Raw genomic sequence first — 19,602 nt, forward strand, 5'->3', positions numbered from 1 at the left:
CAGTCCGTTTGTGAACCAATGCTGGCTGGTTTTGACGGCAGACGGGGAATCAAGCCACGGGGTCGGTGCACTAGTGCCTTGGCAAGACCTGCATGATACCAGCCACCTTGTCGCTGATTTCCTGCACGCTGAACGGCTTGGCCAGGAAGTGCATCTTTGGAATGTCGATATCCTTGCGCAGCTGCTCTTCGGCATAGCCCGACATGAACATGACCGGCAGGTCAGGATGCGTCTGGCGGATCGCTCGAGCCATCGCCGGGCCGTCCATTCCGGGCATTACCACGTCGCTTACGACGAGGTCGAATTCGCCCCCGGCGGTGATCGCGGATAGGCCTTCTTCGCCATCGCTGCAGGCGGTAACGACGTAGCCTGCGCGGCTAAGCGCGCGTTCGGCCACGGCCCGCACCATGTCTTCATCCTCGACCAGCAGGATCCGGCCGCCGCCCGACCATGCGCTGGCTTCTTGTTCCACCGGCGACTGCGGAGCCTGCGGCACGGCGCCATGATGCGCGGGAAGATAGACCGAGAAGCGCGCTCCGATCACCCGGCCGCCTGTGCCCTTCACATTGTCCGCGAACAGGAAGCCACCCGATTGCTTGACGATACCATAGGCTGTCGAAAGGCCCAGCCCGGTGCCCTTCCCCTGCTCCTTCGTGGTGAAGAAGGGCTCGAACAGCTTGGGCATGACCTGCGGCGGGATTCCGCCGCCGGTGTCTTCCACAATCAGCACAGTGTAGTCGGCCGCAGGCAGGATTTCCGAGCCCATCTGTTCGACCTGCCGCATGTTGATGCGGCGAGTGGTGAGCGTGATCTGCCCGCCACCGCCACGGTGCGACTGGATCGCGTCGCGCGCGTTGACCGCCAGGTTCATGATCACCTGTTCAAGCTGCTGCGGGTCGGCCCGCACCGGGCTCAGGTCGCGATCGTGCTTGACCTTGTATTCGATCTTCTCGCCCAGCAGCCGCTTGATAAGCGGAGCCACTTCGCTGACCACGTCGGGCAGCTGGATGATTTCCGGGCGGAGTGTCTGCTGCCGCGAGAAAGCGAGCAATTGCCGCGTGAGCGATGCAGCGCGGTTCGAATTGTTCCGTATTTGCTGGATATCGTCATAATCGCTGTCGCCGGGCGTGTGACGGAACAGCATGAGGTCGCACGTGCCGATGATCGCGGTCAGCACATTGTTGAAGTCATGCGCGACGCCACCCGCGAGCTGCCCCACGGCCTGCATCTTGGTCGCCTGCGCCACTTGCCGCCGCAGCTGCGCTTCCTGCGAAGAATCCGCCAGGCTCAACAGAACTGCCGCTTCGCCAAGCCCGCGCACGCCGGCGAGCCCGAGCGACACCGTATCGTCAGGCGCACTGGCCAACCGGATCGCCATATTGCCGCTGGTGGCTGGGCCGCGCCCGTGGCGGCGCACGGCGTCGGACAGGGCGGCCTTGTCTTCGCGCACGACGAGGTCGGTCGGGAATGCAGGCAGCCCACGCTCCTCGCGCTCGACCGCGCGCAGGAAAGCGTCGTTCGAGAACAGGAAGCGTCCGTCGCGGTCGGTCATGGCAAGGCCAAGCGGCAATTGCCCCAGCAGCGATTCGAGCTGCGCCACGCCTTGCGAGGATGCTTCCCAGCCCGCACCGATCCCGACCCCGCTGTCGACCAGCAGCATCAGCGATTGTGCATCTTCGGGCCCAGTTGTCACGGGGCTATCCGGATCGTCGAGCGGGACATGGATCAGCGTTTGCGGCGTGCCGGTGCGGCCTTCGCGCGCGAAGAAAATCCGGTCGCGATCGTCCGAGCGCAGGAAAGAGACGAAATCCTGCCCGGCAAGCGTGGAATTGGGATCGCCCACCGCACGCTCGGCAAAGCCCGCGCTGGCGCTCTTGATCATCCCGTCCGGGCCGGTGATCGCGGCTTCTATGCCTGCGCGCGCGAGCATGCGCCCGAACGGCCCCGTCACGTCATAGCTGACCAGCGGATCGGCAATCTTCGGTTCGATCTTCTGGAAGCGCCAGATCAGGTGGTCGTCGCCTCGCCCTGCCCGTTCCGCGCTGACAGTCCAGTGCTGTTGCCCGCCCTCGCCTTCAAGCCGCTCGGTCTTGGCGAAGCCGTCGCGCCAGGCGCGCCGGACAAGCCGCACCAGTTCTTCCAGTCCCGCACGTTCGACCGGCAGATTGGGCGGAGCCGTGTCCGCGCCGAACCATTCGGCATAGGCGGAATTGGCGCAAATGAGCCGGTTGGCACGATCGGTGATCGCCACCGCTTCGCCCGCCTGCTCGATCGCCGCAACAGTCACCGACCAGTCGGGAACGGCAAGCTGGTCGGTCTCGGGCCGTTCCTGCAGGCGCTGGAACGCCAGCCCGCCTGCGAGCAGCACGACCAGCCCCAGCGCATAGGCCAGCACTAGCAGCACTTCGCCGGTCGCAAGCCACAGCACGCCAGTGCTGGCGAGCAAAGCCACTGCAATACCGCCGAACAATCTGGTCGATTCGCTTATCGCCCCACCTTGCAACAGCCCCCCAGCCGGTTTCATCCGTGATGTGCCCCCAGCCGCTGGTCGAGCCGCGCTTCCATCGTGCGCAGCCGCTGCGCCCGGCGGCGCGAGACGATGACCCGCCACACCGCGCCGGAGACAACATAGCCCAGTGCCGAAGTCACGATCGCCAGCACCACGAAACCGAAGGCGGTGACGCCCGCAAGCTCGAACAGTTCGAACAGCCAGGCGAACCGGCCGCTATTGAGGCTCTCGTTCGCGACGCCCACCGTCACGGCGTCAACCTTCAGCGTGAAGGCGCCGACCTTGTTCCCCACCACCAGCCAGAACGGCAGGGTGAAAGGATTGGTCACGAAGGTGACTGCAGCAGCCAAGGGGACGTTGGCGCGCATCGGCAAGGCCAGGAATGCTGCCAGGAAAATCTGCCCGATCGGCACTATGAAAGCTGCAAATAGGCCCAGCGCTACGCCGCGCGGCACGGAACGGCGCGTGAAGCGCCACAATTCGGGCGACAGGAAGCGATGCGCGATCGGCGCCAGATAGCGGTTGCGCGCCATTTCTTCCCGCTTGGGGAAATAACCGCGCAATTTGTCAGCCAACCAGGTTTTCGATCGTGTCGCCATGTCTTTTCCGCCGCCGCCTTGCTCCTCAACCCGTCGATCCGCAAGGGGGACAAAGGGGTATTTCGGCGAAGCGGTTATTCCGGTCGATATGGGTATCAGGATTTCCCTGACAATATGGTGAATCGCAGGCCTAAAAGCGTCCGATCAGCCGCGATCTCGCATCAGCCGCGCCTTGTCACGCTTCCAGTCGCGTTCTTTGATCGACTGGCGCTTGTCGTGCGCCTGCTTGCCTTTGGCCAGCGCCAGTTCCACCTTCGCGCGGCCGGTGCGGTTGAAATAGATCGACAGCGGGATCAGCGTCATCCCCTTGCGTTCGACCGCGCCGAACAACTTTTCGATCTCGCGCTCATGCAACAGCAGTTTGCGCGGGCGGCGCGGCTCATGGTTTAGGCGATTGCCGTGGCTGTATTCGGGAATATTGGCGTTGATCAGCCACACCTGGCCGTCGCGCACTTCGGCATAGCTTTCCGCGATCGAGGCCTCACCCGCGCGCAGCGCCTTCACTTCAGTGCCCTGCAGCGCCAGCCCGGCCTCGAACTTGTCCTCGATCGAATAGTCGAAGCGCGCGCGCCGGTTCTCGGCGACGACTTTCAGCTTGTCGAAGGTTTCGGGTTTGGGACGGGCCATGATGGCGCGCCATGTAGGGGGATGCAGCCGGTTTGGGAAGGTCTGCTTCCCTCGCGGCAATCAATCAGACCAGGCCTGCCTGGACCAACGCTTCATCGACCGCCTTCTTCGATGCATCGCTGCATTCGACCAGCGGCAGGCGCACGCCCGGCTCGATCCAGTTGTGCACGCGCGACAGCGCATATTTGACCGGCGCCGGGCTGGCGTCGCTGAACATGGCATAATGCAGCGGATAAAGCAGGTCGTTGAGGCGGCGGGCTTCGACAAGGTCGTTGGCGGCACAGGCCGCCTGGAACTCTGCGCACAGCGCCGGTGCGACGTTTGCCGTGACCGAGATGCAGCCCCTGCCGCCCGCGGTATTGTGCGGCAGCCACAGCTCGTCATCCCCGCACAGCTGGACGAATTGCTTGCCGATTCCCTTGCGGTGGTCGGTCACGCGCGACAGATCCCCGCTGGCGTCCTTGATCGCCACGAAGCGGTCAGGGTAGCGATTGACGAGGTCGATCACCGTTTCGGGCAGGATATCGGTCACCGTACGCCCGGGGACGTTGTAAAGAACGATCGGCAAATCGCTGTTTTCGGCAAGGAAACTGAAATGCGCAAGCAGTCCGGCCTGGCTCGGGCGATTGTAATAGGGGGCGACGCAAAGCCCCGCCGCAGCCCCCGCCTTGCGCGAGAAATTCATATGCAGCAGCGCGTTGCGCGTGTCGTTCGAGCCGCAACCGGCGATCACCGGCACCCTTCCGGCCGCCTGTTCGATGCACACTTCGATCACGCGATGGTGTTCGGCATTCGAGAGAGTCGAGGCTTCGCCGGTCGTTCCGCAGGGAACCACTGCGGCGCTGCCTTGTTCGATTTGCCAGTCCACCAATTTGCGAAAAGCCGCTTCGTCGAACACTCCGTCGCGAAAAGGAGTCACCAGGGCCGGAATGGAGCCACTAAACATTGATTTCATACCTTTCTCGATGGCATTCTATCACGCGAGGGGAAAACCGATACGTCGTGGGCTTCATGCGCTGTTCACGGCCTGATAAGGAGCGGGCAGGCAATATGTCCAGCATGCATAATTTCCCCGGCAACAAATATGTCTTTGGCGGTGTTTTCCTCGCGACCGCGGGCCTTGCGCTGGGCGCGCCCGCGGCCACGCGCGATGCAGCGGTGTGGGACATGGCGCGGGTGCAAATGGTGGCGCAGCAGCCGACCAACATCTCGCTCGCGATCAGCCGCTGGGAAGAGCTGACCCGTAACGACCGGCTCGGTTTCGCAGACTATTCGGGCTTCCTGCTGGCCTATCCCGATTTCCCGCGCGATGGACGCTTGCGGACGCTGGCGGAAAACTCGCTCGATCGCGAAGCACCCTCGTCCGATGCTTTGGTCGCCTTCTTCGACCAGCACCCGCCGCTCACCAATACGGGCCGCGCCCGGTATGCGCTGGCGCTTGCGGCCTTGCAGCGGCCCGAAGCGGGTGAAGTCGCTCGCGCCGCATGGCGCTCTGGCCCGATGAGCGAAACGTCCGAAGCCTATCTGCTGGGCCGCTATGCCGGAATCTTCACGCAGGCGGATAACGACGCGAGAATGGAATCGCTGCTGTGGGAAGGCGCGGCTGACGCAGCCGAGCGGCACATGCTGATGACTTCGCTCGGCAAGCGTGACCTGTTCACAAAGCGGCTGGCGCTGCTGCGCGACCATTTGCCCGAGGACGAAGGGATTGCCATCCCGCGCACCGCGCTCGACCAGCCCGGCGTGGTCTACAACCTCGTGCGCTATTACCGCAAGAAACAGCAATTGCCGCAAGCGATTGCGATCCTGACCAGCCGTCCGAAATTCACCGCACTCCCGCATGACCCGGCAGATTTGGTCAATGAAATGCTGATCGCGGCGAAGGGCACGAGCGCTCGCAATGCCGTGACGATCGCCGCTTCGGTCGACGATTTGTTCGCGCCCGACGAGGATGTTAGCGACGGCTCCTTCGCTCTGCGCGACAAATATACCGATCTGATGTGGCTTGGCGGTACAGAGGCGCTGTGGAAGCTGGGCGACGGCGCCGCAGCCGCTCCGCTTTTCTATCGCTATGGCGCAGCGGCCAAGACCCCGCTGACCCGCGCAAAGGGCTTCTATTGGGCGGGCCGCGCCGCGCGGCAGGTCGGCAATATGGACGACGCGAACCGCTATTTCGGCATGGCGGCGCAATTTGCAGACCAATATTACGGCCAGCTTGCGCTGGGGGCACTTGGGCGCCCGATGCCATCCTTTGCTGCGCTGCCCACTGCCGAAGCGAGCGCCGAGCAGCGCGCCGCCTTCAACGATGAGCCGCTGGTCAAGGCGCTCCGTGCAATCGCATCCTCGCGGCGCGACTGGCGCACCGAGCGCGCCTTCTTCGAAGCGATCGCACAACGCGCCGACACGCCGGAGCAGCTGGCGCTCCTGTCGGGTCTCGCCACCGAACTGAAGCTCGAGAAATTCGCCGTCGTCGCCGGTGCAGCCGCGCCCGAGCATGGCCTTTCAGGCTTTGAGCGGCTGGGCCACCCGACGGTGCAGGTGCCAATGACCGTCGACTGGACCATGTCGCATGCGATCATGCGGCAGGAAAGCGAGTTCGACCAGCACCGCGTCAGCCATGCGGGTGCGCGCGGGATGATGCAGCTGATGCCCGGTACGGCGCAGGAACAGGCGGGCAAGATGGGCATGAACTATCTGTCGGCCGACCTCACCGCCGACACGCAATATAATATCAGCTTGGGCGACGCCTATTTCCGCCGCCTGCTCGATTACTATGGCGGCGCATATCCGCTCGCCATCGGCGCCTATAATGCCGGGCCGGGCCGCGTGAACCAGTGGCTGCGCGCCAATGGCGATCCGCGCACCGGGGAGATCGACTACGTGACCTGGATCGAGAAGGTTCCGGCCAATTTCGAGACCCGCTATTACATCATGCGCGTGCTGGGCAACGCAGTCGCCTATGATAACATGCATCCGGAGCGCGCGCCGGGCGGCAAGCCGCGCACCATCGCCGACTTCCTCCGCCGCTAGTCCGCATTCATGGCGCAGACCGGCGATCCGATCTCCCCGGCAGGGATGGCCGCGCTCAAGGCGCGTTACGATCACCTGCTCAGCACCGAACGGCCGGAAATCGTCGAGATCGTCAGCTGGGCGGCGGGCAATGGCGACCGCAGCGAGAACGGCGACTACCTCTATGGCCGCAAGCGCATGCGTGAGATCGACCGCGAGCTGGCGCATCTCGCGCGGCGGATGAAGTCGCTGCGCGTTGTCGACCCGCGCGAACAGCCCGACAAGGCACGGGTCTTCTTCGGTGCCACCGTGGCTCTGGCCGACGAGGACGATGACGAGCGCTGCGTAACCATCGTCGGCGATGACGAGCAGGATGCCGGCGCCGGGCGGATCGGGTGGAACTCGCCCATGGCGCGCGCGCTGCGCGGGGCATCATTGGGGGATTTGCGTACCGTCAGGCTTCCCTCGGGCAGCAAGGAATGGGAAGTTGTCGCGATAAGCTATGACTAGCCGTTTCCGCCCTGCCCTGATGTTAGCGTGCTCCATGGCGCTGGCTGCACCACTGGCCGCCAAGGACAGCCTCGGCGTGTTTTCCGGATGGGCCGCCTTTCGCGATGCGCAAGTGCCGCGCTGCTATGCGATCGCCAAGCCAGAGCCGACCGGCCCACAGGCCATGCGCGCCCGCGATTATGAACCTTATGCCAGCGTCGCGACCTGGCCCACGCGGCAGGTCAGGGGCCAGCTCCATTTCCGCCTCTCGCGCGAATTGGCGCAAGGCGCACGGATCTCGCTGCGCGTCGGCGGCCGCAGTTTCGCCCTTACGGGCGGCGGCGGCGATGCCTGGGCAACCGACCCTGCGATGGATGCCGCGATAGTCGCCGCAATGCGCTCAGCCGAGAGCATGACCGTCAGTTCAACCGCGAAGACGGGCCGCCGCTTCTCCGATCGCTACCTGCTGGCGGGAGCGGCCACTGCAATGGACGCCGCAACCGTTGGATGCGCCCCGGCGGCGCTGCGCGGCAAGCGCTAGCCAAACCCTCGCCTGCGCACTATATGCGCGCGCTCCATGGCCGATACCGCTCTCATGCCGATCCCCGGACAGGTGGATCCCGTTCCCGTCGCGCGTGACATCACGCCGCGCGCCGATGGCCGCATCGACCTGATCGGCCTGCCCAAGGAACGCATCCGCACGCTGTTCGAGGAAGCCGGACTCGAGCCGAAGCAGGCCAAGCTGCGCGCCAAGCAGGTGTTCCACTGGCTATACCATCGCGGCGTCACAGAATTCGAGGCGATGACCGACATCGCCAAGACGATGCGCCCCTGGCTTGAGGAACGCTTCGTCATTGGCCGTCCCGATGTGGTCGAAGCCCAGCATTCGGTCGACGGAACGCGCAAATGGCTGCTGCGCACTGCCGACGGGCACGATTTCGAGATGGTCTTCATCCCCGATGCGGATCGCGGCACATTGTGCGTTTCTTCGCAGGTCGGGTGCACGCTCAATTGCCGCTTCTGCCACACCGGGACGATGAAGCTGGTGCGCAACCTGACCCCTGGCGAAATTGTCGGTCAAGTCATGCTCGCGCGCGACGCTCTGGGTGAATGGCCCAAGGGAAGCATGGCAGGCCTCGATGAGGATTTGGACAGCGCGCATTACACTGCCGACGGGCGCCTGCTGACCAATATCGTGATGATGGGCATGGGCGAGCCGCTCTACAATTTCGACAATGTCCGCGATGCACTGCGGCTGGTGATGGATGGCGACGGTCTGGCGCTATCGAAGCGCCGCATCACGCTTTCGACCAGCGGCGTCGTGCCGATGATGGAAAAGTGCGGCGAGGAAATCGGCGTGAACCTTGCGGTGTCGCTCCACGCGGTGACCAAGGAAATCCGCGACGAGATCGTGCCGATCAACAAGAAATACGGCATTGAGGAACTGCTCTCGGCCTGCGCCGCCTACCCCGGCGCGTCGAATGCGCGGCGGATCACTTTCGAATATGTGATGCTCAAGGACAAGAACGACACTGACGAGCACGCGCGCGAGCTGGTTCGGCTGATCCGCGAGTACAAGCTGCCCGCCAAGGTCAATTTGATCCCGTTCAACCCCTGGCCCGGTGCGGTCTACGAATGCTCCACGCCCGAACGGATCGGGCGCTTCTCGGACATCGTGTTCGAAGCCGGGATTAGCGCGCCGGTGCGCACGCCGCGCGGCCGCGACATCGATGCGGCCTGCGGCCAGCTCAAAACGGCAGCCGAGAAGAAGAGCCGTGCCGAGCGGGATCGCGAAGCGGCCGCCGCCGCCGCCGAATGAGCGATCCGGCGGCGGGCGTGACTTGTTGGCACTGACCGCACGGAAAGGCTCCGCATGAAAACCACGGTAGATGCGCTTTGCGTAGGCCAGCCGAAGCCGTTCCGCGACGGCGAGTTAAGCGCCTTTGCCAAGGAGCCGGTCGACGGGCCGGTCCGGATCACGCGCGAAGGCCTCAGCGGAGATGCACAGGCCGACCGCAAGCATCATGGCGGCGAGCACATGGCGCTGCATCTCTATCCGCGCGATCACCACGCCTTCTGGCACGAGGAATTGGGCGGACATGAACTGCTAGACCTTCACGGGGCATTTGGCAGCAATATTTCCGCCCGCGGCATCGACGAAGGATCGGTCTGGCTCGGCGATCGCTTCCGGCTGGGCAGCGCGCTGATCGAGATCAGCCAGCCGCGCATGCCATGCTGGAAGATAGAACATCGCTTCGGCGTTCCGGGCATGGTCAAGACGATCCTGCGAACCGGGCGCAGCGGCTGGTACTTCCGTATTATCGAGGAAGGAACGGCGCAGGCCGGCGACGCGTTGGAGCGAGTCGAAACGGGCCGCACTCCGTGGACGATTTCCGAAATCTTCTCCGAAATCGCCAATCCCGCCTCACCTTCGAACCGCGAGCGCCTTGCAAACCTGGCTCGCTGCGAGCTGTTATCCCCCTCTTGGCGCAACGGCGCGGAGAAAGCACTCGCCAACCGCGGTTGAATTCGGTCAATTCGTCCCGATTGGCGGCTCTGTTCACCGCATAATTTCCGTTTACCTTGCCCGTTCAGCTGGCGTTGTGGTCCAATGAACGAAATCGATCGCAGTCTCCGTAAGAACAACGGAAAGGTTCGGATAATGAAGAAGATCGCTCTCGCAATTGCCGCTGCAACCATGGCGGTTACTGCAACACCCGTGCTGGCCGACCCGCCGTCGCATGCGCCGGCGCATGGCAAGCGCGCCAAGGATCGCGCGGCAATCTATGATTCACGGGGTTATTACATCGAGCCGCGTCGCATCACGCGCAACAGCTACATTTGGCGCGGCAAGGACGGAAAGTATTACTGCAAGCGCGACAATGGCACGACCGGCCTGATCATCGGTGCAGGCGTGGGCGCGCTGGCAGGGCACGAGCTCGCTGGCCGCGGTGACAAGACGCTGGGCGCGCTGCTCGGCGCGGCAGTCGGTGGCGTGCTGGGCCGCGCGATTGACCGCGGCGATCTGCAATGCCGCTGATCTGAGCCCTGCGAGGCAAGTTCAGGGCGCGTCCGCATTGTGCGGGCGCGCCCTTTTCGCATGGATTCAGGCGAAGGCAGTCAATTCGCCTGCACGCGACACCGTGGCGCAGCGCCCGCCAATCCAGACATCGCCCGCCGCGTCTTGCTGGCAATAAACCAGCCCGTCGGCCCCGGTCTTGCGACCTTGCGCGGCGCGGTAGCTGCCGCTCGCCAACCCCGTTTGGAACAAATGCATCGCGACCCCGGCATTGAAACTGCCGGTTACGGGATCTTCGACGAAACGCCCGACCGCATTGGCGAAGAACGCGCGGATTTCCCAATCGACGTCTTCACCAGCAGGACAAGGCCCTGCCAGCCCGATATCGGTGCCGGGCGCTGCCTTGGCTGCGGGCTCTGCGGCAAGGACATCTTCTGCCGAGCGCAGCCGCAGCAATTGCCACTTGGGCCCATTGGCGACGTGCACGGCCTCGACCACCGCCGCCGCATCGACGCCCGCCAGGGCAATCGCCTCGGCAAGCTCTACCTCGTTCAGCGGCTCGTTGCGCGTGAACGGCGGGGCGCAAAAGGCCAGTCGTTCGGCATCCTGCCGCACTTCGACCAGCCCCACGCCGCATTCCTGCACCACTTTTCCGGCGATCCTGGGAGCGCCGCCAGCGGCCAGCCATGCGTGGCACGTGCCCAGCGTGGGATGCCCGGCGAAGGGCAGTTCACCCGCCGGATAGAAGATACGAACGCGATAATCCGCTGCCGGATCGGTCGGCGGCAGCAGGAAGGTCGTTTCCGAAAAGCCAAGCCAGCGCGTCAGCGCCAGCATCTGCGATGCATCGAGGCCGTCGGTGCCATGCACCACCGCCAGCGGGTTGCCGCTCAAGGGGCCTGAACCGAATACGTCGACAAGTTCGAGTTTCATTGCAATTCTCCATCCCCTCGCCGGTGGGGCAGCTAGCAACCCAATCTAGCCAAGCCAGCGCGAATCTGCTGAATAGAAAATATGGTCCTACCAACAGCATTGGTGACGGGCGGCGCGGCGCGGATCGGCGCGAAGATCGTCGAGGCTTTCGCGGCGGACGGCTGGCATGTCGTAATCCACTATCGCGGGTCGGACGACGAAGCGCGGGCGCTCGCCGATCGTCTGCCCTCGGCCGAGATCGTCCATTGCGACCTCGCCGATGGCGATGCGGCAGTGGCGATGGTGCGGCAGCTGGCGGAGCGCCTGCAGGATTGGCGCGTGCTGGTGAACAATGCCTCGATCTTCCCCTATGATTCGGCGACCGATCTCGATCCGGAAACCAACAGGCTGGCGATGCAAATCAATGCCGAGACTCCTGCGCGCATGTCGCAGGCCTTCCTTGCCCATGCCCGCGCAATAGGCGGAAAGCGGGTGATCCAGCTGACCGACCAGAAGCTGGAAAACCCCAATCCGGACTTCTTCAGCTACACAATGAGCAAGCATGCGCTGGCCGCGACCATTCCCATGCTGGCCGAGTTGCGGGAAGAAGGCGGAGCGGCCGGGCCGGAAGATCGCGTCTATGGCCTTGCCCCGGGTGCAATCCTCGCTAGCCATGACCAGAGCGAGGAAGAGATCGAGGTTTCGCACAGGCTCAATCCGCTCAAGCGCAAGACCGGGCCTGAAGAAGTTGCCGCGGCTGCATTGATGCTCGCCAAGGGGCATTTGCGAAGCGGCGAGACGATCTTCGTCGACAGCGGCCAGCATCTTCTCGACCAGAAGCGCGATGTGATCTGGCTCGCGCGCGCCATGGCGCGAGCCCGGTGAAGCGCCACTCGCTTCTCACCCGCCTGTGGCACTGGCTCAACGCGCTGTGCGTGATCGTGCTGTTCATGAGCGGGCTGAACATCTCGAACGCGCACCGCTATCTCTATTGGGGAAATTACGGTTTCGATCCTGCCGATGCGTGGCTGGCAGTGCCGCGCTTTCCGGGCTGGATGACCATCCCCGGATATTACGACCTGGCGGGCGCTCGCGGCTGGCACATGCTGATGGCGTGGCCCTTTGCGCTGGGCCTGATGGCGATGTGGATCGCAATGCTCTTGAGCCGCCACTTCTGGCGCGACCTGCGCACAACGCGGGCGGAATGGCACCCGGCGGCGATCTGGCGCGACATCGTGCAGCACCTCAAGCTCGATTTTTCGCATGCAGGCGCGAGGTACAATTTCCTGCAGAAGCTTGCCTATGGCCTCGTGCTGGGCGTGTTCCTGCCGCTGATGATCTTCACCGGCATGGCGATCAGCCCCGGGCTGGAACCTGCCGCGCCCTGGCTGGTCGAAATCTTCGGCGGGCGGCAAAGCGCGCGCTCGATCCACTTCATTGTCGCCTGGGGAACTTGCGCTTTCTTCCTCGTCCATATCGCGCTGGTGCTGCTGTCCGGGCCGGTCGGGCAACTACGCGACATGATCACCGGAGGGCGCCGTGAAGCGTAGGAACCTAATCGCCGGCATGGCGGGGCTGTTAGCTGCGGGCTGTTCGAAAGTGGCCGACAGCAAAGCGGGCAGCGCGCTGCTTTCCGCCGCCGAGGACTGGCACCGCAAGGCGCATCGCGCGCTCGCCGACCGGCAGGCGCTGGCGCCCGAATTCACCCGCGCGGACCTCTCGCCGACATTTCGCGGCAATGGCTCGCTGACGGTCGACACGCCGTTCTACCGCGAGCAGTTGGCGAGCGGATTCCCGGACTGGCGGCTGGAAGTGACAGGACTGGTGGCGACGCCGCTCACGTTCAGCCTCGAGAATATCCGCCGCCTGCCTCAGCGCACACAGATCACAAGGCATGACTGCGTTGAGGGATGGAGCGCCATTGGCGAATGGACCGGCCCGCAGCTATCGCTGTTGCTCGATGCGGCAGGCGTATTGCCCGAAGCGAATTTCATCCTGTTCCGCTGCGCCGATACGCTCCACGGCCACCGCTATTACGAAAGCATCGACATGGTCGACGCCTATCACCCGCAGACGATCGTCGCGCATATGCTCAATGGCGAACCTTTGCCCGAAAAGAACGGCGCGCCGCTGCGCATGCGCGTCGAGCGCCAGCTGGGGTACAAGCACCCGAAATACCTCACGGCGATCGAAGCGGTCGCAAGCCTTGACGGGATCGAGGGCGGCAAAGGCGGCTTCTGGGAGGACCAGTATGGCTACCAATGGTACGCCGGGATGTGACCCGGATTGCCAGCGCGGCCAAACTCAGTGCTTGTGGCCGAGATAGCGTGAGATGACGTCGGGATTCTGCAGCATTTCCTGCGGATCGCCTGAGAAGATCACCCTGCCCTCGGCCATCACATAGGCCCGATCGATAACATCCAGCATCTCGGGAACATTCTGGTCGGTCAGCAAGATTCCGATGTTCCGGCCCCGCATCTCGGCGATCATCTGCTTGATACTGGCAATGGTAAGCGGGTCGATCCCGGCGAAGGGTTCATCCAGCAATACGATGCGTGGATCGAGCGCCAGTGCGCGGGCAACTTCGCAACGGCGGCGCTCGCCACCCGACAGCGAATTTGCAGGTGAGTCTCGCAAGCGGACAAGGTCGAGCGCTTCGAGCAGTTCCTGCAATCGTTCGTCGCGCAGTTCCGGCGAAGGCTCCACCACTTCGAGCATGGCGGAGATGTTCTGCTCCACCGTCAGCCCGCGAAAGATCGATGGCTGCTCGGGCAAATAGGCAAGGCCCAGAACCGCGCGACGATAAAACGGCAGCCGCGTCACATCCTCGCCATCAAGCACCACGCGCCCCATATCGGGCTTCACCAGGCCGAGAAGGCAATAGAAGGTGGTCGTTTTGCCCGCTCCGTCCGGACCAAACAGGCCGACAACCTCACCCTGATCGATGCTCAGCGACACGCCGTCGAGCACCGGGCGTGCACCGAAGCGCTTGCGCAGTTCGACAGCTTCCAACCGCGAATTACCGCCTTCTGGCGTCAAGCCACTCAATTGGTTGCTCACTCCGGCTATTGCGGGAACCTGCGCTTCATTGCTTCCCAGTCGGACGCAATCATTTCTTCCAGCACGCTCATATCCACATCGGCAAGCTTGTTGATGTAGAGGCAACTCTTGCCAGTCGAATGCTTGCCCAGCCTCTTGAGCAACTCGTCCCGCTGCTGCCCCGCCAACTCGTCGCAATATCCGCCCATCAGATAGAGCGAATGCTTGGCTTTGCGAGGCGAGAAGCCGGCGCGCATCCAGTGGACGTCGCGTCCGCTGGCGTAGGTGGTTCGATATTCGCCATAGCCGATGATCGTAGGCCCCCACATGCGTGGCTGTTCGCCTGTCACTTTCCGGAACAACGCATCAATGACCCGCGCTTCCTCGCGCTTGGCTTCGGGGTTCACCGAAGTGATGAAATCTGCCGGGTCCTGGAGAGTGATCTGGATCTTGGGTTCTGCCACCGCACGAATTCCTCCGCAATTGACAGCTTAGCGTGCAATGCGCAGTCTGTCAGCGAGAGAAGAATGGGGCGCTTCGATCCGAAACTTAAGGAAGCCGCAGAATAGGGGGAGAGAAAAATGGCCGAAATCTACCGAACACCGGACGAGCGTTTCGCCCAGATTCCCGACTTCCCTTTTGAGCCGCACTATCACGAATTTTCGGGTGGATTGCGGCTCCATTACCTCGACGAAGGCCCGCGCGATGGCCCGATCGTGCTGATGCTGCACGGCGAGCCGAGCTGGTGCTTCCTCTATCGCAAGATGATCCCGCCCGTGGTCGCAGCGGGCTATCGAGTGCTCGCGCCCGATTTGATCGGGTTCGGCAAGTCAGACAAGCTCACGCGCAAGAGCGATTACACCTACGCCAAGCATGTCGGATGGATGCGCGAGTGGTTCGAGGCGCTCAGGCTCGAGAATGTGATCCTTGCCTGCCAGGATTGGGGTTCGCTGGTAGGGCTGCGCATGGTCGCGCAAATGCCTGACAAGTTCTCGGGCGTCGTGCTGTCGAATGGCGGACTGCCCGAGGGGCAGGAGGCGCCCAAGGCGTTCGCAGCATGGCGGCGCTTCTCAAAATACAGTCCGGTTTTCCCGATCGGCGGAATCCTTCAGCGAGCCACGAAGACCGAACTCAGCGCGGCCGAAGTCGCGGCCTATGACGCGCCCTTCCCTACCCGCGCCAGCAAGGCCGGTGCGCGGATATTCCCGTCGCTGGTGCCGTTGGGAGCGAATGTCGCTGTGCCCGACCAGAAAGCGGCGTGGAAAGTGCTCGAAGCATTCGACAAGCCCTTCACCTGCGCCTTTTCCGACGGCGACCCGATAACGCGCGGCGGCGATGCCAATTTCCTCAATCGCATCCCGGGTGCTAAGCTGGGATCGCACCGCACACTGAAGGGCGGGCACTTTATCCAGGAAGACGATCCCGAAGGCTTTGTGAGCGCGATCTTCGACACCGCGAAAACGGCAGGAGTTGCGCCAACAGCCTAGCGCCGAACGGGGAAAGGCTGTGGCACGATGTCGGAATCGCTGATCGACCGCTTCCTTGGCAAGGCCATCGCAAAGGGTCGATTGTCCGTCACCTTCCCTTCGGGCAATCGCCACGAGCTTGGCCAACCGGCGGCGGGATTCCCCGAAGTCGCCATCCGCCTGACCGACAGCAAGGTTGCGCGCGACATCTTGCTCGATCCCAGGCTGGGCGCGGGCGAAGCCTATATGGACGGGCGCATCGTGATCGAGCAAGGCGACGTCATCCAGCTCGTCCAGCTGCTGCGAATGAACAAGCCGTGGGAACGCGGCGGAGAGCTGAGGCCGCCGTCGCCGCTGCGCCGCATCCGGGATAGCCTGAAATTCGCCGCGACTTCCTTCAACGAGGCGCGCTCCTCAAAGCGGAACGTCTCGCACCATTACGACATCGGCAATGAACTCTACCGGCTCATGCTCGATCCCGGGCACATGCAATATAGCTGCGCCTATTGGGCGGAAGGTGTCGACACGCTCGACGAGGCTCAGGAAGCCAAACTGGCGCACATCGCGGCCAAACTGGCATTGACGGACGGGCAGCGTGTGCTCGACATCGGCTGCGGTTGGGGCGGAATGGCAATCTACCTGGCCCGCCATTTCGATGTCCGCGTCCACGGCATCACTCTGAGCCAAGAGCAATTGGCGCTGGCAAAAGAGCGCGCCAGGGCGGAAGGCGTTTCGGACCGGGTGAGCTTCGAACTGGTCGACTATCGCGACCTCGCGAGCCGAGGCGAGAAATTCGACAGGATCGTTTCGGTCGGGATGTTCGAACATGTTGGCCGTCCGCAGTTCGAAACCTTCTTCCGCTGCTGCGCCAATTTGCTCACCGATGAAGGGGTAATGCTGTTGCACACGATCGGCCGCTTCGGCGGGCCGGGCTCGACCGACGCCTTCACTGCCAAATACATCTTTCCCGGCGGCTATATCCCTGCGCTTTCAGAGACGCTGGCAGCATCGGAAAAGTCGCGCCTGATCCACACCGATATCGAGACGCTGCGCTTGCATTACGCCAAGACGCTGCGCGCCTGGTATGCGAATTGCGAAGCGAACCGCGACGCGATCGTCGGACTGTTCGATGAACGCTTCTATCGCATGTGGACTTTCTACCTCGCTGGAGCCACCGCAGCCTTCGAATATGGCGGAATGGGCAATTACCAGGTCCAGTTCGCCCGGAACCGGCGGACCCTGCCGTTGACCCGCGACTACATTCAAAGGGCAGAGAGTTCGCTCAGGCCGCACTGATCGCCATTGCTCCATGGGCCGCTGCCTGTTAGCGGGCGCGGCAAGAATCTCAGGAGCGGCCCAACCATGTCCGATATCAAGCGTGTCGTCCTAGCCTATTCCGGCGGCCTCGATACTTCCGTGATTGCCAAGTGGCTTGAGGTGGAACGCGGCCTGGAGGTCGTGACCTTCACTGCCGACCTTGGCCAGGGCGAGGAAATCGAGCCGGCCCGCACCAAGGCACGCGCGATGGGCATTCCGGACAAGCACATCTTCATCGAGGATCTGCGCGAGGAGTTCGTTCGCGATTTCGTGTTCCCGATGATGCGCGCCAACGCCCGCTACGAAGGCGACTATCTCCTGGGCACTTCGATTGCGCGTCCGCTCATTTCGAAGCGGCTGGTCGAGATCGCACATGAGACCGGCGCTGACGCCATCGCCCATGGCGCGACCGGCAAGGGCAATGACCAGGTCCGCTTCGAACTTTCCGCCTACGCGCTCGATCCCGACATCAAGGTGATCGCGCCCTGGCGCGAATGGGACCTTACCAGCCGCACCGCGCTGATCGCCTGGGCCGAAGCCCACCAGATCATGGTGCCGAAGGACAAGCGCGGCGAAAGCCCCTTCTCGACCGATGCGAACCTGCTTCACACTTCGTCTGAAGGAAAGGTGCTGGAGGATCCCTGGCAGGAAACGCCCGACTACGTCTATTCGCGCACCGTCAATCCCGAGGACGCGCCGGACGGACCCGAATACATCACGATCGACTTCGAACAGGGCGATGGCGTTGCGCTGAATGGCGAAGCGATGAGCCCGGCGACCTTGCTTGCCGCGCTCAACGAACTCGGGCGCAAGCATGGCATCGGCAGGCTCGACCTGGTCGAGAACCGCTTCGTCGGCATGAAGAGCCGCGGCATGTATGAGACGCCGGGCGGCGAGATCTATGCCCGCGCGCATCGCGGGATCGAACAGATCACGCTCGATCGCGGGGCGGCGCACCTCAAGGACGAGCTGATGCCGCGCTATGCCGAGCTCATCTACAATGGCTTCTGGTTCTCGCCCGAGCGCGAAATGCTGCAGTCCGCGATCGACCACAGCCAGGCGAAGGTTACCGGTACCGTGCGTCTCAAGCTGTACAAGGGGCTTGCCAGCGTGGTGGGACGCAAATCGCAGAACTCGCTCTATTCGGAAGCGCATGTGACCTTCGAGGACGACGCCGGCGCCTATGACCAGAAGGATGCCGCCGGCTTCATCAAGCTGAATGCGCTGCGATTGCGGCTGCTGGCGCAACGCGATCACCGCAAGTGAATCGACGTCCCTGATCCCGAATTGCGGGATCGGAGCAAGTATGCGCAAATTTTTGCGATGAACCGTTGAGTTATCCACTCTCCTCCACAGCTGTTCTGCGGAAAAGTGGAAAACTCGGGGTTGTCAAACTTGCGCGACTCAGCCGGAAGGCGCAGTCTCAAAACATCGGAAGGGAGCGAAAACTCCGCGAAAATCTGGCTCTAACGAGTTGATTTTCAAGAGTTTCTCAAACCAGTCCGACGCGGTGGTGGTTGTCCACGCGGTCTTTGAGACCGGACATGCAGAAGGTGCGAACCGGAAGCAAGTGCGGTTGATTGAGGAGAACGCGATCGCAGATCCACCGGTAAGGCCAGGAACCTGGTTGCCGATCGATGGAGGGAGGTCGCCGAGGCGAAATCCAGCCGCTTGAGTGAGGTGGCCGCCAAAAGGGGAACGGTCTCGGTATCGCCGGAAGGCAGGCACTGCTTGGAAGGGCTTCGGCCAGGAAGAGTAGGACCGGTTGGAAAGCGGAACCGGATGCCGGCGCGAGCGCCGGTGACGATAGCCTCCAACCCGTTGGAGGAAGCGACATCGGGCGCCAAGCGCTTCTTGAAGGTTCGCCGGAAAAGAAGACCACGCGTCGGTGAGAGTGGGGTCGGCAGCAATGTCGGCCCCATTTGCTTTGCCCCTTCCGAATCGCAAGTAACGCTACGGAAATCGGTATTTCCGTTCCTCCAGACTGCGCCTGGCATCCCGGGCCCATCGGTTCGCCGCAAATTCAGCACCGCTTTCGCCGGATTCGTCCCCCCGGCGCGACAATATGCACAGCGCGATTTGCCCACCCCGCTTGGGGCCTGTAAAGCGCCGCCCATGGAACGGGATCGTCCCTTGCGCGGCTTTGCGGCCGTAGGCACCTGGCTCCTGCCGCTGGCGCTGGCTTCCTCGGCCGCCCTGGCGCAGGACGGAGAGGCGCCCGGCGAGCTAGCCATTGCCGAGGCTGCTCCGGTTGCCAGCCCCGTCGAAGTCATCGAGCATCTCGGCAGCGGGCGCGCTTCCTTTTACGGCAAGCGCTTCCACGGTCGCCCCACCGCCAGTGGCGAAGCGTTCGACATGCACGCGATGACCGCGGCGCACCGCACCCTTCCCTTTGGCAGCATGGTCCGCGTGACCAACCTCGCCAACGGGCGCAGCGTTGTGGTGCGCATCAACGATCGCGGCCCCTTTCACGGCAACCGCGTGATCGACGTCAGCCGCGCCGCCGCAACCGAGCTCGGCCTGATCGCGCCGGGCAGCGGCGAAGTCGACCTCGAGCTCCTCGCCAGCTGAGTCCCGCGCCCGCGAGCGTTTGACATCACACCGGCAACGCTCCAC

Annotated in this window: 20 protein-coding genes; 13 read left to right on the top strand and 7 right to left on the bottom strand. The window is 63.4% G+C overall.

What is annotated here, in order from left to right; genetic code table 11:
• Positions 1-70: 70 nt before the first annotated feature.
• The 4 genes from ACUJ47_RS04835 to dapA form a co-directional block, all read right to left on the bottom strand.
• Positions 71-2,524, bottom strand: a complete 2,454-nt coding sequence (locus tag ACUJ47_RS04835) for a response regulator (protein WP_445537304.1) — start codon at positions 2,522-2,524, stop codon at positions 71-73.
• Positions 2,521-3,108 carry a DUF2062 domain-containing protein gene (locus ACUJ47_RS04840; protein WP_445537305.1) on the bottom strand — a complete coding sequence of 196 codons (588 nt, stop codon included), beginning with the start codon at positions 3,106-3,108 and terminating at the stop codon, positions 2,521-2,523. The genes ACUJ47_RS04835 and ACUJ47_RS04840 overlap by 4 nt, the downstream gene beginning before the upstream one ends.
• A 144-nt stretch (positions 3,109-3,252) precedes the next feature.
• Complete coding sequence (gene smpB, locus ACUJ47_RS04845; RefSeq protein WP_445537306.1) at positions 3,253-3,735, bottom strand: SsrA-binding protein SmpB; 483 nt, start codon at positions 3,733-3,735, stop codon at positions 3,253-3,255.
• Between the two features lie 64 nt (positions 3,736-3,799).
• Positions 3,800-4,681 (bottom strand): 4-hydroxy-tetrahydrodipicolinate synthase, encoded by an 882-nt coding sequence (dapA, locus tag ACUJ47_RS04850; protein ID WP_445537307.1) that lies wholly within the window; start codon positions 4,679-4,681, stop codon positions 3,800-3,802.
• 104 nt (positions 4,682-4,785) lie between these two features.
• Here dapA and ACUJ47_RS04855 point away from each other — a divergent pair, with 104 nt between their 5' ends.
• The 6 genes from ACUJ47_RS04855 to ACUJ47_RS04880 all read left to right on the top strand — a co-directional run bounded on the left by ACUJ47_RS04855 (position 4,786) and on the right by ACUJ47_RS04880 (position 10,273).
• Positions 4,786-6,765, top strand: coding sequence for a lytic transglycosylase domain-containing protein (locus ACUJ47_RS04855; RefSeq protein WP_445537308.1), 1,980 nt, complete (start codon positions 4,786-4,788; stop codon positions 6,763-6,765).
• A gap of 9 nt (positions 6,766-6,774) precedes the next feature.
• Entirely contained in the window at positions 6,775-7,254 is a 480-nt protein-coding gene (gene greB, locus ACUJ47_RS04860; protein ID WP_445537309.1) for a transcription elongation factor GreB, read from the top strand.
• A 34-nt stretch (positions 7,255-7,288) separates the two neighbouring features.
• Positions 7,289-7,774, top strand: coding sequence for an invasion associated locus B family protein (locus ACUJ47_RS04865; RefSeq protein WP_445537310.1), 486 nt, complete (start codon positions 7,289-7,291; stop codon positions 7,772-7,774).
• A gap of 36 nt (positions 7,775-7,810) precedes the next feature.
• On the top strand, positions 7,811-9,052 hold the full coding sequence (gene rlmN, locus ACUJ47_RS04870; protein ID WP_445537311.1) for a 23S rRNA (adenine(2503)-C(2))-methyltransferase RlmN: 1,242 nt from the start codon (positions 7,811-7,813) through the stop codon (positions 9,050-9,052).
• 54 nt (positions 9,053-9,106) lie between these two features.
• A complete protein-coding gene (locus ACUJ47_RS04875; RefSeq protein ID WP_445537312.1) occupies positions 9,107-9,760 on the top strand; it encodes an MOSC domain-containing protein in 654 nt (217 codons plus the stop codon).
• A gap of 135 nt (positions 9,761-9,895) precedes the next feature.
• Positions 9,896-10,273, top strand: coding sequence for a glycine zipper 2TM domain-containing protein (locus tag ACUJ47_RS04880; protein ID WP_445537313.1), 378 nt, complete (start codon positions 9,896-9,898; stop codon positions 10,271-10,273).
• A gap of 66 nt (positions 10,274-10,339) precedes the next feature.
• Here ACUJ47_RS04880 and ACUJ47_RS04885 read toward each other — a convergent pair whose 3' ends face one another.
• Entirely contained in the window at positions 10,340-11,185 is an 846-nt protein-coding gene (locus ACUJ47_RS04885) for a PhzF family phenazine biosynthesis protein (RefSeq protein ID WP_445537314.1), read from the bottom strand.
• 81 nt (positions 11,186-11,266) lie between these two features.
• Between ACUJ47_RS04885 and ACUJ47_RS04890 the strand changes: the two genes are divergently transcribed.
• Genes ACUJ47_RS04890 through ACUJ47_RS04900 form a run of 3 tightly spaced genes read left to right on the top strand, consistent with a single transcriptional unit; the run spans position 11,267 to position 13,444 of the window.
• Positions 11,267-12,049 (top strand): SDR family oxidoreductase, encoded by a 783-nt coding sequence (locus ACUJ47_RS04890; protein WP_445537315.1) that lies wholly within the window; start codon positions 11,267-11,269, stop codon positions 12,047-12,049.
• Entirely contained in the window at positions 12,046-12,714 is a 669-nt protein-coding gene (locus ACUJ47_RS04895; RefSeq protein WP_445537316.1) for a cytochrome b/b6 domain-containing protein, read from the top strand. The genes ACUJ47_RS04890 and ACUJ47_RS04895 overlap by 4 nt, the downstream gene beginning before the upstream one ends.
• Before the next feature lie 16 nt (positions 12,715-12,730).
• Positions 12,731-13,444: a molybdopterin-dependent oxidoreductase gene (locus tag ACUJ47_RS04900; protein ID WP_445538862.1), complete on the top strand. Its 714-nt coding sequence runs from the start codon at positions 12,731-12,733 to the stop codon at positions 13,442-13,444.
• Between the two features lie 24 nt (positions 13,445-13,468).
• Here ACUJ47_RS04900 and lptB read toward each other — a convergent pair whose 3' ends face one another.
• Positions 13,469-14,176 (bottom strand): LPS export ABC transporter ATP-binding protein, encoded by a 708-nt coding sequence (gene lptB / locus ACUJ47_RS04905; RefSeq protein WP_445537317.1) that lies wholly within the window; start codon positions 14,174-14,176, stop codon positions 13,469-13,471.
• A gap of 53 nt (positions 14,177-14,229) precedes the next feature.
• Entirely contained in the window at positions 14,230-14,667 is a 438-nt protein-coding gene (locus ACUJ47_RS04910; protein ID WP_445537318.1) for a DUF1801 domain-containing protein, read from the bottom strand.
• A gap of 117 nt (positions 14,668-14,784) precedes the next feature.
• Here ACUJ47_RS04910 and ACUJ47_RS04915 point away from each other — a divergent pair, with 117 nt between their 5' ends.
• From ACUJ47_RS04915 to ACUJ47_RS04930, 4 genes are all read left to right on the top strand, one after another.
• On the top strand, positions 14,785-15,690 hold the full coding sequence (locus ACUJ47_RS04915; RefSeq protein WP_445537319.1) for a haloalkane dehalogenase: 906 nt from the start codon (positions 14,785-14,787) through the stop codon (positions 15,688-15,690).
• Positions 15,691-15,717: 27 nt separating this feature from the next.
• Positions 15,718-16,965 (top strand): class I SAM-dependent methyltransferase, encoded by a 1,248-nt coding sequence (locus ACUJ47_RS04920; protein ID WP_445537320.1) that lies wholly within the window; start codon positions 15,718-15,720, stop codon positions 16,963-16,965.
• 66 nt (positions 16,966-17,031) lie between these two features.
• The gene (locus tag ACUJ47_RS04925) at positions 17,032-18,252 is read left to right on the top strand and encodes an argininosuccinate synthase (protein WP_445537321.1); all 1,221 of its coding nucleotides are present in this window, start codon (positions 17,032-17,034) and stop codon (positions 18,250-18,252) included.
• Positions 18,253-19,101: 849 nt separating this feature from the next.
• Positions 19,102-19,557 carry a septal ring lytic transglycosylase RlpA family protein gene (locus ACUJ47_RS04930; RefSeq protein WP_445537322.1) on the top strand — a complete coding sequence of 152 codons (456 nt, stop codon included), beginning with the start codon at positions 19,102-19,104 and terminating at the stop codon, positions 19,555-19,557.
• Positions 19,558-19,602 lie beyond the last annotated feature (45 nt).

This window comes from Altererythrobacter sp. Z27 (genome assembly GCF_052683155.1).